Source organism: Nocardioides luti (assembly GCF_014212315.1).
In the GTDB taxonomy this organism is placed as follows: domain Bacteria; phylum Actinomycetota; class Actinomycetes; order Propionibacteriales; family Nocardioidaceae; genus Nocardioides; species Nocardioides luti.
This window is the reverse complement of record NZ_JACKXE010000001.1, coordinates 1,109,969-1,124,802: the sequence shown is the minus strand read 5'-3', so window position 1 is coordinate 1,124,802 and position 14,834 is coordinate 1,109,969. Positions and strand designations below refer to the sequence as shown.

14 protein-coding genes and 2 tRNA genes are annotated in these 14,834 nt (G+C 71.9%); 15 read left to right on the top strand and 1 reads right to left on the bottom strand.

What is annotated here, in order from left to right; translation table 11 throughout:
- The first annotated feature begins 87 nt into the window (after nucleotides 1-87).
- The 14 genes from H5V45_RS05330 (at nucleotide 88) to H5V45_RS05265 (ending at nucleotide 11,176) form a co-directional block, all read left to right on the top strand.
- A complete protein-coding gene (locus H5V45_RS05330) occupies nucleotides 88-657 on the top strand; it encodes an LURP-one-related family protein (RefSeq protein WP_185251976.1) in 570 nt (189 codons plus the stop codon).
- A 15-nt stretch (nucleotides 658-672) separates the two neighbouring features.
- Nucleotides 673-1,560 (top strand): alpha/beta hydrolase, encoded by an 888-nt coding sequence (locus tag H5V45_RS05325; protein ID WP_343061429.1) that lies wholly within the window; start codon nucleotides 673-675, stop codon nucleotides 1,558-1,560.
- Nucleotides 1,561-1,586: 26 nt separating this feature from the next.
- Nucleotides 1,587-2,129 carry a ribose-5-phosphate isomerase gene (locus tag H5V45_RS05320; RefSeq protein ID WP_185251975.1) on the top strand — a complete coding sequence of 181 codons (543 nt, stop codon included), beginning with the start codon at nucleotides 1,587-1,589 and terminating at the stop codon, nucleotides 2,127-2,129.
- Nucleotides 2,122-2,976, top strand: a complete 855-nt coding sequence (locus H5V45_RS05315; protein ID WP_185251974.1) for an Fpg/Nei family DNA glycosylase — start codon at nucleotides 2,122-2,124, stop codon at nucleotides 2,974-2,976. The genes H5V45_RS05320 and H5V45_RS05315 overlap by 8 nt, the downstream gene beginning before the upstream one ends.
- Nucleotides 2,977-3,007: 31 nt before the next feature.
- Nucleotides 3,008-4,111: a PP2C family protein-serine/threonine phosphatase gene (locus H5V45_RS05310; protein ID WP_185251973.1), complete on the top strand. Its 1,104-nt coding sequence runs from the start codon at nucleotides 3,008-3,010 to the stop codon at nucleotides 4,109-4,111.
- 96 nt (nucleotides 4,112-4,207) lie between these two features.
- Nucleotides 4,208-4,278 (top strand) — tRNA-Gly (locus tag H5V45_RS05305).
- 24 nt (nucleotides 4,279-4,302) lie between these two features.
- Nucleotides 4,303-4,375: transfer RNA gene (locus H5V45_RS05300), tRNA-Pro, on the top strand.
- Between the two features lie 36 nt (nucleotides 4,376-4,411).
- Entirely contained in the window at nucleotides 4,412-5,800 is a 1,389-nt protein-coding gene (tig, locus tag H5V45_RS05295; protein ID WP_185251972.1) for a trigger factor, read from the top strand.
- 136 nt (nucleotides 5,801-5,936) lie between these two features.
- Nucleotides 5,937-7,151 carry a lipase family alpha/beta hydrolase gene (locus H5V45_RS05290; protein ID WP_185251971.1) on the top strand — a complete coding sequence of 405 codons (1,215 nt, stop codon included), beginning with the start codon at nucleotides 5,937-5,939 and terminating at the stop codon, nucleotides 7,149-7,151.
- Between the two features lie 59 nt (nucleotides 7,152-7,210).
- Complete coding sequence (locus tag H5V45_RS05285) at nucleotides 7,211-7,678, top strand: SRPBCC family protein (protein ID WP_185251970.1); 468 nt, start codon at nucleotides 7,211-7,213, stop codon at nucleotides 7,676-7,678.
- Nucleotides 7,679-7,801: 123 nt separating this feature from the next.
- The gene (locus tag H5V45_RS05280) at nucleotides 7,802-8,419 is read left to right on the top strand and encodes an ATP-dependent Clp protease proteolytic subunit (protein ID WP_185254483.1); all 618 of its coding nucleotides are present in this window, start codon (nucleotides 7,802-7,804) and stop codon (nucleotides 8,417-8,419) included.
- Nucleotides 8,420-8,422: 3 nt separating this feature from the next.
- Nucleotides 8,423-9,034, top strand: coding sequence for an ATP-dependent Clp protease proteolytic subunit (locus H5V45_RS05275; protein ID WP_185251969.1), 612 nt, complete (start codon nucleotides 8,423-8,425; stop codon nucleotides 9,032-9,034).
- A 172-nt stretch (nucleotides 9,035-9,206) separates the two neighbouring features.
- A complete protein-coding gene (gene clpX, locus H5V45_RS05270) occupies nucleotides 9,207-10,490 on the top strand; it encodes an ATP-dependent Clp protease ATP-binding subunit ClpX (RefSeq protein WP_185251968.1) in 1,284 nt (427 codons plus the stop codon).
- 185 nt (nucleotides 10,491-10,675) lie between these two features.
- Nucleotides 10,676-11,176, top strand: a complete 501-nt coding sequence (locus H5V45_RS05265; protein WP_185251967.1) for a hypothetical protein — start codon at nucleotides 10,676-10,678, stop codon at nucleotides 11,174-11,176.
- 20 nt (nucleotides 11,177-11,196) lie between these two features.
- Here H5V45_RS05265 and valS read toward each other — a convergent pair whose 3' ends face one another.
- Nucleotides 11,197-13,815 (bottom strand): valine--tRNA ligase, encoded by a 2,619-nt coding sequence (valS, locus tag H5V45_RS05260; RefSeq protein ID WP_185251966.1) that lies wholly within the window; start codon nucleotides 13,813-13,815, stop codon nucleotides 11,197-11,199.
- A gap of 77 nt (nucleotides 13,816-13,892) precedes the next feature.
- Here valS and H5V45_RS05255 point away from each other — a divergent pair, with 77 nt between their 5' ends.
- Nucleotides 13,893-14,801, top strand: a complete 909-nt coding sequence (locus H5V45_RS05255) for a GNAT family N-acetyltransferase (RefSeq protein WP_185251965.1) — start codon at nucleotides 13,893-13,895, stop codon at nucleotides 14,799-14,801.
- Nucleotides 14,802-14,834: the final 33 nt, after the last annotated feature.

Below are 14,834 nucleotides of genomic sequence, written 5' to 3'. Positions count from 1 at the left end.
GGGTGCTGCTCGGTGGTCGAGGAAGGCGCCCTGGCGCCTGTCTCGAAACCACCCCGCCGGGCTCCACCGGATCAGTAGGCTCCGCCCATGACCGCCGCCATGTACCTGCCCACGTTCTACGTGAAGCAGAAGTTCGCGATGATGACGAACCGCTACGAGCTCTACGCCGCCAACCCGGACGGCAGCTTCGGCCAGCTGATGGGCCTGGCCGAGCAGAAGAAGATGGGCTTCAAGGAGCAGGTCACCTTCTTCAGCGACGAGACGAAGACGCGCCCGGTCTTCGCGTTCAAGGCCCGCAAGGTCGTCGACCTGGGCTCCGGCTACGACATCACCGACGAGAGCGGCCAGCAGATCGGCTTCTTCAAGAAGGACTTCGGCGCCAGCCTGATGCGCTCGACCTTCCACGTCGAGGGTCCGGGGTACGCCGGCACCGGCCAGGAGCGCAGCCAGCTGGTCGCGATCCTGCGGCGCTTCACCGAGATCCCGTTCCTGCCGATCCACTTCGACTTCGTCTCCGCCGAGGGCCAGCCGCTGCTGGGCGTCGAGCGGCAGGGCTCGATCCGCGACAAGTACACCGTCCACGTGCCCGACCAGCGCGTCGACTTCCGCGTCGCCGCGGCCATCGCCGTGGGGCTCGACGCCCTCATGCAGCGCTGACCCGGGGCTGATCGCGTGGTGCTCTTCCCCGAGGCCCGTCGCGCCGTCGAGGCCGCGGCCGGTGACGTCCCGATCCGGACCGACGGCTACGACATCGACGCCGCGCGCGCCGAGGCCCGCGCGGCCGCGGCGCTCGAGGAGCGCGAGGACGTCGCCGCCGTCGAGGACCTCGACTGCGACGGCGTGCCCGCCCGGCTCTACCGCCCCGAGGGCGCCGGGACCGGGCTGCTGGTGCACGTGCACGGCGGCGGCTTCGTCTTCCACGACGTCGACGTCCACGACCCCGGGGCACGCCGGCTGGCCAACCGCACCGGGCTGAACGTGCTGAGCGTCGACTACCGCCGCCCGCCCGAGCACCGCTTCCCGGCCGCGCCCGACGATGTGTCCACGGTCGTGCGGTGGCTCGACGACCACGCCGCCGACCTGGGCGTCGACGGGCCGACGTACGCCCACGGCGACAGCGCCGGCGCGAACCTCGCGCTGGTCGCCGCGCTCCGGCACCCCGGGCGCTTCCGGGCGCTCGTGCTCGTCTACCCGTTCCTCGACCCGAGCGCCGGCTTCGACTCCTACGAGAGCGCCGCCGAGGGCTTCGACCCGCGCGACGCGGCGTGGTACTGGCAGCAGTACGCCGCCACGCCGGCCGACCTGGAGCACCCCGACCTGGCGCCGCTGCGGTCGGACCGGCTCGGCACGCTGCCGCCGACGCTGGTCGTGACCGCTGAGCACGACCCGCTGCGTGACGAGGGCGAGCACCTCGCGCGGCTGCTCGCGGAGCAGGGCGTGGCGGTCACCGCGACCCGCTACCTCGGCCAGATCCACGGCTTCTGGCGGCACCCGAGCGTGTTTCCCGCCACAGAGCCCCTGCTGACGCAGACCGCCGCCTTCCTCGGTTTGCACCGCTGACGGGCCCGTCTGGGAGGATCGCGGGCATGCGCGTGCACCTCGGCTCCGACCATGCCGGCCTCGACCTCAAGGACCACCTCGCGACCTGGCTGGTCGACCACGGCTACGAGCCGGTCGACCACGGGCCGTTCGTCTACGACGCCCTCGACGACTACCCGGTCTTCTGCCTGCGGGCCGCCCAGGCGGTCGCGGCGGAGCAGGCCGACGGCCTCGACAGCCTCGGTGTCGTCATCGGCGGCTCGGGCAACGGCGAGCAGATCGCGGCCAACAAGGTCGTCGGCGTCCGCTCGGCCCTGGTGTGGTCCGAGGAGACCGCGGTGCTGGCCCGCGAGCACAACGACGCCAACGTCGTGTCGGTCGGCGGTCGCCTGCACTCCCTCGAGGACATGACCCGCTTCGTCGAGGTGTTCCTGCAGACCGCCTTCTCCGGCGAGGAGCGCCACGTCCGCCGGATCGGCCAGCTGGCGGCGTACGAGACCGACCACGAGCTCCCCCCGCTGCCCGCCTCCGCCCTCCAGGGCTCGGCGGACCCGGGAACCGCGGCCGGGTCCGACAGCCCCCGTGCCTGAGGGACACACCCTCCACCGGCTCGCCGGTGAGCTGACCACGGTCTTCGGGGGCCGCACGGTCCGCGTGGGGAGCCCCCAGGGCCGCTTCGCCGAGTCCGCTGCCCTCCTCGACGGCAGCGAGCTGCTCGGCGCCGAGTCGTGGGGCAAGCACCTGTTCGTCGAGTTCCCCGGCGAGCGCTACGTCCACGTGCACCTCGGCCTCTACGGCAAGTTCCCCGTCCACCACGAGGTCGCGGAGGTGCCGCCGCCCGTCGGCCAGGTCCGGCTCCGGCTGGTCGCACCGCCCGTCGGCGTCCGCCCGGCGGCGTACGCCGACCTTCGCGGCGCCACCACGTGCGAGCTGCTGACCCGGGCCGGACGCGACGCCGTCGTCGAGCGGTCCGGCCCCGACCCGATCCGCCCCGAGGCCGACCCGCTGCGGGCCTGGGAGCGGATCCGCCGCAGCCGGGCCCCCATCGGGGGCCTGCTGATGGACCAGACGGTGCTCGCCGGCGTCGGCAACATCTACCGCGCCGAGGTGCTGTTCCGTCACCGGCTCCACCCGCTGCGCCCCGGCAACACGCTCCGCGTCGGCCAGTTCACCGCGCTGTGGGAGGACCTGGTCGTGCTGATGGCCGACGGGGTCCGGACCGGCCGGATCGACACGGTCCGCCCCGAGCACCTGCCGGAGGCGATGGGGCGCGAGCCCCGCGCCGACAAGCACGGGGGAGAGGTCTACGTCTACCGCCGCGACGGCCAGCCGTGCCACGTCTGCGGGACCACCGTGCGCACCGAGGTGCTGCAGGGCAGGAACCTCTTCTGGTGTCCCCAATGCCAGCGCAGGTTCCGCTCCCGCGCCGTACAGTGACCAGACCCACTGAGGACGAGGACCGACGACCATGACCGCTCTCCGTGAGCCGGCCCGGCCAGCCGGGCCTTCCGATGCGCGCCGCGCGTGGCGATCGCTCGCGCGTCGCGGCGCCTCGCCCACCAGCCGGCTCCTCGTCGGCCTGGTCGTCGCCTCCGTCGCCATCGCGGGCGCGATCCTGGTCTGGCCGGACACCGTGCCGCTGATGTCGTTCACGGTGCCGCTGCTGCTCGCGAGCCTGCTGCTCGGGCCGCGGCACCTGCCGTGGTTCGTGGTCTTCCTGCTGGTGATGCTGATGCTGGCGCTCACCGGCCAGGCCGAGATCAGCACCCGCACGGTGATCGCGGTCGCGATCCTCTTCCTGCTCGCGTTCATCACGCTGCTCACGTCGTTCCGCCGCTCCCGCCTCGGCGTCGCCGGCGCGCTCGGCGAGTCGATGCTCGTCGACCTCCGCGACCGGATCCTGGCGCAGGGCTCGATCCCGGTGCTGCCCGACGGGTGGTACGTCGAGTCCGCGCTGCGCTCGGCCGGCGGCACCCCCTTCGCCGGCGACTTCGTCGTGACCAGTGGGGCCCGCGCGGCCGACCGCCTCGACGTCGCCGTCGTCGACGTGTCCGGCAAGGGCGAGCAGGCCGGGACCCGGGCGCTGCTGCTCTCCGGCGCGTTCGGCGGCCTGCTGACCGCCCTGGCGCCCGCCGACTTCCTCGGTGCCGCCAACCGCTACCTCATGCGCCAGGACTGGGCCGAGGGCTTCGCCACCGCGGTCCACCTCTCGCTCGACCTGACGACGGGCGACTACGAGGTCCGCACGGCCGGGCACCCGCCGGCGGTGCACCTCACCGCGGGCTCGGGACGCTGGACCGTCCGCGAGACCGAGGGCCCGATCCTGGGTCTCCTCGACGACGCCGACTTCGAGGTCGCCCGTGGCCGCCTGGGCCGCGGCGACGCGCTCCTGCTCTACACCGACGGCATGGTCGAGACGCCCACCCGCGACATCGGCCTGGGCATCGACCGGCTCCTCGGCCAGGCCGAGCGGCTGCTCCGCGGCGAGTTCGACGGGGGAGCCGCGCGTCTGGTCGACGCGCTGGGCTCGCACAACGACGACCGTGCGCTGCTGCTGGTGCACCGGCGCTGAGCGCGGTCCCGCGTGCCGGCAGGTGGTCCACCGGGGTGCCTCGTTTGGGGTCCGGTGCCCGCCGTGTGGCACGATGACACCCGCATTTTGGTGCGCGCGGATGTAGCTCAATGGTAGAGCTCCAGTCTTCCAAACTGATTACGCGGGTTCGATTCCCGTCATCCGCTCTCAAGGGGCAAGAGGCCACTTGGCGGGGCGTAGCGTAGTGGCTAGCGCGCCTGCTTTGGGAGCAGGAGATCGCAGGTTCGAGTCCTGTCGCCCCGACGCACCACCACCATGAACTTGATGAGGAGACCACCTGTGAAGAGCGCCGTCGAGACCTTGACCCCGACTCGGGCCAAGCTGACCGTCGAGGTGCCCTTCGAGGAGCTCAAGCCGAGCCTCGACGCGGCGTACAAGAAGATCGCCCAGCAGATCAACGTCCCCGGCTTCCGCCGCGGCAAGGTCCCGGCGTCCGTGATCGACCGCCAGGTCGGCCGCGGCGCGGTCCTCGACGAGGCGATCAACGACGTCCTCCCGAAGAAGTACATGGAGGCCCTCGAGGAGAACTCCCTCCAGCCGCTCACGCAGCCGGAGATCGAGGTCACGAAGTTCGAGGACAACGAGACCCTCGAGTTCACCGCCGAGATGGACGTCCGCCCCGAGATCACCCTCCCGGCGTACGACGGCCTCGTGGCCGAGGTCGACGACCTCGAGATCACCGACGCCGACGTCGAGGAGCAGGTCCAGGCCCTGCGCGAGCGCTTCGGCACCCTGAGCGACGTCGAGCGCCCGGCCGCCGAGGGCGACTTCGTCGTGCTCGACCTCAAGGCCAAGAAGGACGGCGAGGTGCTCGAGGGCGCCGAGGTCGCCGGCATGTCCTACCAGGTCGGTCGCGGCGGCATGCTCGACGGCCTGGACGAGGCCCTCACCGGCATGTCCGCCGGTGACGAGAAGACCTTCAGCTCCACGCTGGTCGGCGGTGACCTCCTCGGCGAGGCCGTCGAGGTCGAGGTCGCGGTCAGCCAGGTGCAGGAGCAGGAGCTCCCCGAGTTCGACGACGACTTCGCCCAGCAGGCCTCCGAGTTCGACACCGTCGAGGAGCTCAACGCCGACGTGCGCGAGCGCCTCGGTCGCGGCAAGCGCCTCGAGCAGGCCGCCGCCGCGCGCGACGCCGTGCTCGAGAAGCTCCTCGAGCAGGTCGAGGTCCCGCTGCCCGAGACGATGGTCACCGACGAGCTCAACGCCCGTCGCCAGAACATCGAGCAGCAGCTGCAGTTCGCCGGCATCACGATGGAGAAGTACCTCGAGGACGAGGGCCAGACCGTCGAGGAGTTCGAGGCCGACCTCGAGCGCCGCGTCCGCGACGCCGTCGCCGCGCAGTTCATCCTCGACGAGATCGCGAAGTCCGAGGAGCTGGGCGTCGACCAGGCCGAGCTCTCGCAGCACCTGGTCCGCCGGGCGCAGCAGTCCGGCCAGGACCCGCAGGAGTTCGCGAACCACATGTTCGAGCACAACCACATCCCGGACCTGGTCCAGGAGATCCTGCGCGGCAAGGCGCTCGCGACGATCGTCGAGTCGGCGACCGTCACCGACGCCTCCGGCAACGTGGTCGAGCTGAAGAACCTCCGCCCCGACGGCAGCATCGGTGCCCCGGAGGACGAGGCCGCCGAGGCGACCGACGAGGCCACCGCGGACGACGAGGCCTGAGCCTCCGCCCGCTCGCAGCACCGCACGACGTACGCGCCCCGGACAGCCTGGCTGTCCGGGGCGCGGTCGCGTTCCCGGGCCGCCACGCGGTCCAGTTGAGTGCACACATGTGCACTGATATGCGTATGATCGCGCCATGACCACGACTTCCCAGGGGACGGCCCCCGCGGCGTCCCGGGCGACCGCGCCGGCCCCCGGCCCCACGGTGCTCGACGCGCTCTCGCTGCTCTCCGAGGTCGCCGACGAGCTGGTCGTGCGCACCGCGCGCGACACCCACTTCGCCGTCGCCGACCGCATCAACGGCCTGGTCCGCCGCGGCACCGGCGGCGCCTCGGGCGTCGGCGACGTCCTGCACCGCGGCATCGCCACGGCCGTGTACGGCGGCCTCAGCCTCGGCCTGCGCGCCGCCTCGAAGGGCCTGGATGCGGCCGCGGCCACGGGGGTCGGCCCGCGCCTCGAGGACGGGGAGCGCGGCAGGTTCGTGAGCTCGGCCGTCAACGGCCTGATCGGCGACCGGCTGCTGCGGGAGCGGCCCCAGCTCGCGATCCCGATGGGCGTGCGCGCCCACGGGCGCGACGTCCCCCTCGACACCGACGGCCTGGACGCCGCCTTCCCGGCCGCGACCGGGCAGGTCGTGGTCTTCCTCCACGGGCTGTGCGAGAACGAGGACTACTGGAGGATCGGCCGCGAGCGGACCGGCCAGACGTACGGCGAGGCGCTGGCCGAGCGCGGGTGGACGCCGGTCTACCTGCGCGCCAACACCGGCCTCCCGCTCCGCGAGAACGGCGTCGCCCTCTCCGCCCTGCTGCAGCGGCTCGTCGAGGACTGGCCCGTCGAGGTCACCCGGATCGCCTTGGTCGGGCACTCGATGGGTGGCCTGATCATCCGCGCGGCCGGGGCGGTCGCCTCCGTCGTCGACAAGCCGTGGACCCGGCTGGTCTCGGACGTCGTCACCCTCGGGACGCCGCACCTCGGCGCCCCCATCGCCCGCGGCATCGGCCACGGCAGCCGGGGGATGGCCCGGCTCCCCGAGACCTCGGCGTTCGGCCGGATCCTCGACTGGCGCTCCGTCGGCGTGCACGACCTCGTGGCCGGCCTGGCCGAGGACGTCGCCCCGCTGCCGCACGCCCGCTACCGGCTCGTCGCGGGCACCGTCACCGCCTCCGAGCGGCACCCGGTGGGGCACGTGGTCGGCGACTACCTCGTGCGCACCCCGTCGGCGTACGGCCGTGACCGGTACGGCGCCGAGCTGTTCCCCGGGGCCGAGGTGCTGCACGTCGGCCGCACCGACCACTTCGGGCTGCTCAACCACCCGGACATCCAGGCCTCGCTCGCCCGCTGGCTGGCCTGAGCCGCGTCCGGCGCATCCACGGGTTCCCGCGGCCCCGCGGGCACGGCACACTGGGCGCCATGACCGCCGACCGTGAGCTCCGTGCCGAGACGACCGTCGGGGTGCCCCCGGCGCAGGTGTGGGCGCTGCTGAGCGACGTACGCCGGATGGCGGACTGGAGCCCCGAGCTGCTGACCATGCTGCCGCTCAAGCCGGGCGGCCTGCGGGTGGGGCAGTGGTACCTCGGGCTGAACCGCCGCAAGGCCGTGGTCTGGCCGACGCGCAGCGTCGTCGCCGTCCTCGAGCCCGGCCGTTCGCTGGCGTGGGACACCCGCTCCAGCGGCGCCCGCTGGATCTGGGAGATCGAGCCCGACGGCGCCAGCGGCACCCGCGTCGTGCACCGGCGTCCCGTGCCGGACCACCTCACCGTGCTGAGCCGGGTCTTCGCCCCGCTCGCGCTGGGCGGGTCGGACAGCCACGCCGACGAGCTCGAGGCCGGGATGCGGCACACCGTGGCGCGCCTGAAGGCGGCCGCGGAGGCCTCCTGAGGCCAACTCGTCGAGCCGGTGTCCGCTGTCGGCGAACAGGGGTGGATAAGGCGTGGAAGTGTCGGGACCACGGGCTAGGGTCGCCACGTGACCCAGAACTCCAGCACCTCATTCTCGACCGAGATGAACGGCGGCGCGGGCTTCAACGTCCTCGACGACCACATCTACCAGCGCCTGCTCCGCGAGCGGATCATCTTCCTCGGTTCCGAGGTCCGCGACCAGAACGCCAACGCGATCTGCGCCCAGCTGCTGCTGCTCTCGGCGGAGGACCCCGAGGCCGACATCTTCCTCCACATCAACAGCCCCGGTGGCTCCGTGGACGCCGGCATGGCGATCTACGACACGATGAACTACATCCCCAACGACGTCGCCACCGTCGGCATGGGCCTGGCCGCCTCGATGGGCCAGTTCCTCCTCTGCGCCGGCACCAAGGGCAAGCGCTACGCCCTGCCGCACGCGCGGATCATGATGCACCAGCCGTCGTCCGGCATGGGCGGCTCCGCCTCGGACATCAAGATCCAGGCCCAGCAGTCGCTGCACATCAAGAAGGTGCTGCTCGACCTGATCGCCGAGCACACCGGCCAGTCGGTCGAGCAGATCGAGAACGACGCCGACCGCGACCGCTGGTTCACCGCCGACCAGGCGCTCGAGTACGGCCTGGTCGACCAGGTCATCAAGAACGCCCGCGAAGCCGCGGATGAAGGACGCCCCGCCCGATCCTCTTCCTCGAGCAAGGACTGACACATGAACTACTACATCCCCCAGTGGGAAGAGCGCACCTCGTACGGCTTCCGCCGGATCGACCCCTACGGCAAGCTCTTCGAGGACCGCATCATCTACCTCGGCACGCCGATCTCCGACGACGTCGCGAACGCCGTCATCGCGCAGCTGATGTGCCTGGAGTCGATGAACCCCGACCAGGACATCCAGATCTACATCAACAGCCCCGGCGGCTCGTTCACGGCGCTCACCGCGATCTACGACACGATGAACTTCATCAAGTGCGACGTGCAGACGGTGTGCATCGGCCAGGCGGCCTCCGCCGCGGCGATCCTGCTCGCGGCCGGCACGGCCGGCAAGCGCCTGGCGCTCCCGAACAGCCGGATCCTGATCCACCAGCCCTACACCGAGGGCACGTTCGGCCAGACCTCCGACATCGAGATCCAGGCGAACGAGATCCTGCGGATGCGCGAGCTGCTCGAGAAGATGATCAGCGACCACAGCGGCCGCGACCTCGAGCAGGTCAGCCGCGACATCGAGCGCGACAAGATCCTCACCGCCGCGGGTGCCGTCGAGTACGGCCTGATCGACGCCGTCGTCGAGTCCCGCAAGGCGGCGCCGGCCCTCGCCGGCTGACGCCGGTATGGACCCGTGCGCTCTCCGGACGCGATCCTCGTGTCCGTCACCCCATCGGGTGGCGGCGCGGGGTACCGTCGAGGGGTTTGCACGACGTACGCCCTGCACTGCCCAGATCGACGTAGCACCGCCGGCACGCACCGCCGCCGGCCGAACCGGAGGATGACCGCCCGTGGCACGTATCGGTGACGGAGGGGACCTGCTCAAGTGTTCCTTCTGCGGGAAGAGCCAGAAGCAGGTCAAGAAGCTGATCGCGGGTCCGGGTGTCTACATCTGTGACGAGTGCATCGACCTCTGCAACGAGATCATCGAGGAGGAGCTGAGCGAGGGCGCCGAGGTCAGCCTCGACGAGCTCCCGAAGCCGAAGGAGATCTTCGACTTCCTCAACTCCTACGTGATCGGCCAGGAGCACGCCAAGAAGTCGCTCGCGGTGGCGGTCTACAACCACTACAAGCGCGTCCAGGCCGGCCTCCAGCCCGTCGCGGGCAAGCACAGCAAGGAGGAGGTCGTCGAGGTCGCGAAGTCGAACATCCTCGTGATCGGCCCCACCGGCTGCGGCAAGACCTACCTCGCCCAGACCCTCGCCCGGATGCTCAACGTCCCCTTCGCGATCGCGGACGCCACCGCGCTCACCGAGGCCGGCTACGTCGGCGAGGACGTCGAGAACATCCTCCTCAAGCTCATCCAGGCCGCCGACTACGACGTCAAGAAGGCCGAGACGGGCATCATCTACATCGACGAGATCGACAAGGTGGCCCGCAAGGCGGAGAACCCGTCCATCACGCGCGACGTCTCCGGCGAGGGCGTGCAGCAGGCGCTGCTGAAGATCATCGAGGGCACCACCGCCTCGGTCCCGCCGCAGGGCGGCCGCAAGCACCCGCACCAGGAGTTCATCCAGATCGACACCACGAACATCCTGTTCGTCGTGGGCGGCGCCTTCGCCGGGCTCGAGCACATCATCGAGCAGCGGGTCGGCAAGAAGACCCTCGGCTTCACCGCCGAGGTGCGTGGCCAGGCCGAGCGCGAGGCCGAGGACCTGCTCCAGCAGGTGCGCCCCGAGGACCTCACGAAGTTCGGCCTGATCCCCGAGTTCATCGGCCGGCTGCCGCTGATCGCGAGCGTGAGCAAGCTCGACCAGGAGGCCCTGGTCCAGATCCTCACCGTGCCGCGCAACGCGCTGGTCAAGCAGTACCAGAAGCTCTTCGAGCTCGACGGCGTCGAGCTCGAGTTCACCGAGGAGGCGATCGCCGCGATCGCCGACGCCGCGCTCGAGCGCGGCACCGGTGCGCGGGGGCTGCGCGCCATCATCGAGGAGGTCCTCCTCCACGTGATGTACGACGTCCCCTCGCGCGGCGACATCGCCAAGGTGATCGTCACCGACGACGTCGTCCTGCACGGCGAGGCGCCCACGATGATCCCCCGCGAGGCCGAGGCCAAGAAGAAGAAGTCTGCCTAGCGGACCGGCGGAGCCGGTCCGTCGAGGCGAGGTCGAGCGAGCGGCGCCGACCAGCCGCGGATAGCCCGAAGTGACTAGTACGGATCGGTCCGTTCGGGCCATGTCCGCATCTGCACGTCCTCGTTGACTGGACGTGGGGCGGCGTGCGTCCCGAGCCTCACCGCCCCACACCCTTCCTCGTACTGATGGGACGTCCCGTGCGCTACGACCACCGCAGGCCGCTCGTGGCCTTCGTGATCGTCGCCCTGGCGTGCGGCCTGATCGTCGCCAACGGGTTGCGCAGCCAGGCCGTCGTCGGCTTCCTGCACCGCGGGGTCCAGCACGTCGTGGCCGGGACGCCGCTGCAGCCGGCCCCGGCGCCCGCGGCGCCCGCAGCCCCCGCGCACCCCCGATCGACCGCCACCTCCGGTGCGCCGTCCCGCGCCCGGGTCGCCGCCGTCCCGGCTGTCCGGACCTCGGGGCATGCCGGACCGCGGGTGCACCACCCGCGGGGGAGCGCCCACGTCGGGCGCGGGCACCACGCGCGACTGCACCCGTCACCCGGCCACGGGCGCGGCCACGAGCACGGCTCGCACGGGCGCGGCCACGCGCACGGCGCGCACGGCCACGGGCACGGGCACGCTCACAGCGGCCACCACCCGCGCAGCCACCTCGAGCACGGCCATCACCCGCACGGCCACCACTGACCGGCGGGTGAGGCGGTGGCTCAGGCCTCGGTCGGCGCCAGCTCCGCGGTGACGGCCAGGTCCTGACGGTCCTCGACGACCGTGAAGACCAGGTCGCCGGTGATCTTGCCGCTGCGACGCAGGTCGGACGCGGCACCCTCGGCCGCGCGCACGAGCGCCTCCGGGCCGGCGATCTCCACGCGGGACAGCTCGGCGCGCATCGAGACCTTGGCCTGCGACTTGGCGCCGCGGATGCCGATCAGGGCGGCGGCGACGGCGTCGACCATGGCCGGGTCGGCGGCCGCGGCGGAGCCGAGCTCGGCCTGCGTCGGCCACGGGGCCCGGTGGATCGAGCCCTCCTGCCACCACGACCAGACCTCCTCGGTCACGTAGGGCAGGAACGGCGCGAGCAGCCGCAGCTGGACCTGCAGCGCGATCGCGAGGGTCGCGCGGGCCGACGCGGTGGCCTGGCCGCCGTCCTCGGCGTACGCCCGCTCCTTGACCAGCTCGAGGTAGTCGTCGCAGAACTCCCAGAAGAACTTCTCGACGGTCTCGAGCGCGGTCGTGTAGTCGTAGGCCTCGAAGGCGTCGGTGGCCCTGCTGACGACCTTCGAGAGCCGGCCGAGCAGCGCGCAGTCGATCGGCTCGGAGACCTCGAAATGGTTCAGCGTGGTCGCACCGACCCCGCCGAGGACGAACTTCGAGGCGTTGAGGACCTTCATCGCCAGGCGTCGGCCGACCTTCATCTGGCTCTCGTCGAACGGCGAGTCGAGGCCCGGGCGCGCCATGGCGGCGCGCCAGCGGACGGCGTCCGCGCCGAACTTGTCGAGGATCTCGGTGGGGACGACGACGTTGCCCTTGGACTTCGACATCTTCTTGCGGTCGGGGTCGAGGATGAAGCCGGAGATCATCGCGTGCGACCACGGCGTCGCGTGGTTCTCGAAGTGGCCGCGCACGACCCGCGAGAACAGCCAGGTGCGGATGATGTCGTGCGCCTGGGTGGCGAGGTCCATCGGGAAGACCCGCTCGAACAGGTCGGGGTCGGACTCCCAGCCGCCGGCGATCTGCGGCGTGAGCGACGACGTCGCCCAGGTGTCCATCACGTCGGGGTCGCCCATGAAGCCGCCGGGCTTGCCGCGCTGCGCCTCGTCGTACCCCCGCGGCGCGTCGGTCGACGGGTCGATCGGCAGCTCCGCCTCGCTCGGCATCAGCGGGTGGGCGTAGTCCGGCTCGCCCTCGTCGTCGAGGGGGTACCAGACGGGGAAGGGGATGCCGAAGTAGCGCTGGCGCGAGATCAGCCAGTCGCCGTTCAGGCCGCCGACCCAGTTGTCGTAGCGGTGCTTCATGTGGGCCGGGATCCAGGTGATCTCGGCGCCGTCCTCGACGAGCTCGGTGCGCAGGGCGGTGTCGCGGCCGCCGTTGGTGATGTACCACTGCCGGGTCGCGACGATCTCGAGGGGCTTGTCGCCCTTCTCGTAGAAGTTGGCCATCCGCTGGGTGGGCTTGGGCTCGCCGTCGAGGTCACCGCTCTCACGGAGCGCGGCCACGACCGCCTCGCGGGCGGAGAAGGCGGTCTTGCCCTTGAGCTCGTCGTACGCCGCGGCGGCGGTCTCGCCGGAGAGCCACTCGGGCGTCTCGCGGGTGAGCCGGCCGTCGCGGCCGATGACGGTGCGGACCGGCAGGTCGAGCTCGCGCCACCAGGTGACGTCGGTCAGGTCGCCGAACGTGCAGCACATCGCGATGCCGGCGCCCTTGTCCTTCTCGGCCAGGGGGTGCGCCAGGACCGGGACCTCGACGCCGAAGACCGGCGAGGTGACGGTGGTGCCGAACAGGTCGGCGTACCGCTCGTCGTCGGGGTGCGCGATCAGCGCGACCACCGAGGGGATCAGCTCGGGCCGCGTCGTCTCGATGAAGACCGGGCTGCCATCCGGGCGGTGGAAGGCGACCCGGTGGTACGCGCCGGCGTAGTCGCGCGCCTCGAGCTCGGCCTGCGCGACCGCCGTCTGGAAGGTGACGTCCCAGAGGGTCGGCGCCTCCTGGAGGTAGGCCTCGCCGCGGGCGAAGTTGCGCAGGAAGGCGCGCTGGCTGACGGTCTGCGCCTTGGCGCCGATCGTCGTGTAGTGCTCCTTCCAGTCGACCGAGAGGCCGAGCGTGCGCCACAGCGACTCGAAGACCTGCTCGTCCTGCTCGACGAGCTGCTCGCAGAGAGCGATGAAGTTGGGCCGGCTGACCGGGACCTGCTTCTTGGCGTCCGGCTTCTCCGGCGGGGTGAAGTCGGGGTCGAACGGCAGGCTCGGGTCGCAGCGGACGCCGTAGTAGTTCTGGACCCGGCGCTCGGTCGGCAGGCCGTTGTCGTCCCAGCCCATCGGGTAGAAGATCGTCTTGCCGCGCATCCGCTGGAAGCGGGCGATCAGGTCGGGGTGCGTGTAGGAGAAGACGTGCCCGACGTGCAGGCTGCCGCTGACCGTCGGCGGCGGCGTGTCGATCGAGAAGACGTTCTCGCGCGGCTGCGTGCGGTCGAAGCGGTAGGTGTCGTCGGCCTTCCACCGCTCGCTCCAGGTCGCCTCGAGACCCTCGAGGGCAGGCTTGTCCGGTACGACGACGGGCCGCTGGTCCGCGGTCGTCGTGTTCGGGGCCTGGTCGTGCTGGGTCTCGGTCATGGAGAAATCCTAGTTTGCGGCCACCCACGTCCGGAAACCGGTTGTGCGGCCGGACCAGACCCGGCTGACTTGTCGGCATGGACGACACCACCGCGACGCCGTACGACGTCTGGTTCACCGAGGACCCGGCCGCCTTCCTCGCCGTGGCGCAGGACCGCCTGGCGCTCGACCCGGTGCTCACGACCGTCGTGTCGTCGGTGACGCACCGGATCGAGCGCCAGCGCACCGCCGGCGCCGCCCGCCCGGCCCACCCGCAGTGGTGGGCGGTCGTCCGGGACGGCGACGGCGAGGTCGTCGGCGCGGCGATGCGCACCGCACCGTTCGTGCCGCACCCGCTCTTCGTGCTGCCGATGCCGGACGGGGCCGCCCGGGCGCTGGCCGGCGCCCTGCACGGCCGGGGCGAGGAGGTGCCGGGCGTCAACGGCGCGCTGCCCGCGGCCCGGGTGCTCGCCGACGAGGTGGCCCGCCTCAGCGGCGGCAGCGCGTCGGTCTGGGAGCACACCCGTCTCCACGAGCTCGGTGAGCTGGTCGCGCCGGCGCCCGTGCCCGGACGCGCCCGGCTCGCGTCGCCGGCCGATGCCGAGCTCTGCCTCGCGTGGTTCCGGGCGTTCGGCGACGCGGCGGCGGAGCAGGCGGCCCGCGAGCACAGCGGCCACGCCGACGAGCACCACACGCTCGAGGACATGCACGAGCGCATCGCCGAGCAGCGGATCGTGCTGTGGGAGGTGGACGGCACCGTCGTGCACCTCACCGGCTTCAACCTCCCGAGCTTCGGGGTCTGCCGGATCGGCCCGGTCTTCACGCCGACGGAGCACCGCGGCCACGGCTACGCCAGCGCGACGGTCGCGGAGGTCTCGCGCCGGCTGCGCGAGGCCGGCGACCGGGTCTGCCTCTTCACCGACCAGGCCAACCCGACGTCGAACAAGATCTACGCGGCGATCGGCTTCCGCCCGGTCGCCGACCTCGCGAACCTCCGGGTCGACTGAGCGTCCGGTCCCCCGAGCCGTGGCTGCGGGCGG

What these genes read in the sequence shown, in the direction of transcription:
- H5V45_RS05330 (WP_185251976.1), top strand. Translation starts at nt 88, where the DNA reads ATGACCGCCGCCATGTACCTGCCCACGTTCTACGTGAAGCAGAAGTTC.
- H5V45_RS05320 (WP_185251975.1), top strand. Translation starts at nt 1,587, where the DNA reads ATGCGCGTGCACCTCGGCTCCGACCATGCCGGCCTCGACCTCAAGGAC.
- H5V45_RS05310 (WP_185251973.1), top strand. Translation starts at nt 3,008, where the DNA reads ATGACCGCTCTCCGTGAGCCGGCCCGGCCAGCCGGGCCTTCCGATGCG.
- H5V45_RS05290 (WP_185251971.1), top strand. Translation starts at nt 5,937, where the DNA reads ATGACCACGACTTCCCAGGGGACGGCCCCCGCGGCGTCCCGGGCGACC.
- H5V45_RS05285 (WP_185251970.1), top strand. Translation starts at nt 7,211, where the DNA reads ATGACCGCCGACCGTGAGCTCCGTGCCGAGACGACCGTCGGGGTGCCC.
- H5V45_RS05280 (WP_185254483.1), top strand. Translation starts at nt 7,802, where the DNA reads ATGAACGGCGGCGCGGGCTTCAACGTCCTCGACGACCACATCTACCAG.
- H5V45_RS05275 (WP_185251969.1), top strand. Translation starts at nt 8,423, where the DNA reads ATGAACTACTACATCCCCCAGTGGGAAGAGCGCACCTCGTACGGCTTC.
- H5V45_RS05265 (WP_185251967.1), top strand. Translation starts at nt 10,676, where the DNA reads ATGGGACGTCCCGTGCGCTACGACCACCGCAGGCCGCTCGTGGCCTTC.
- valS (WP_185251966.1), bottom strand. Translation starts at nt 13,815, where the DNA reads ATGACCGAGACCCAGCACGACCAGGCCCCGAACACGACGACCGCGGAC.
- H5V45_RS05255 (WP_185251965.1), top strand. Translation starts at nt 13,893, where the DNA reads ATGGACGACACCACCGCGACGCCGTACGACGTCTGGTTCACCGAGGAC.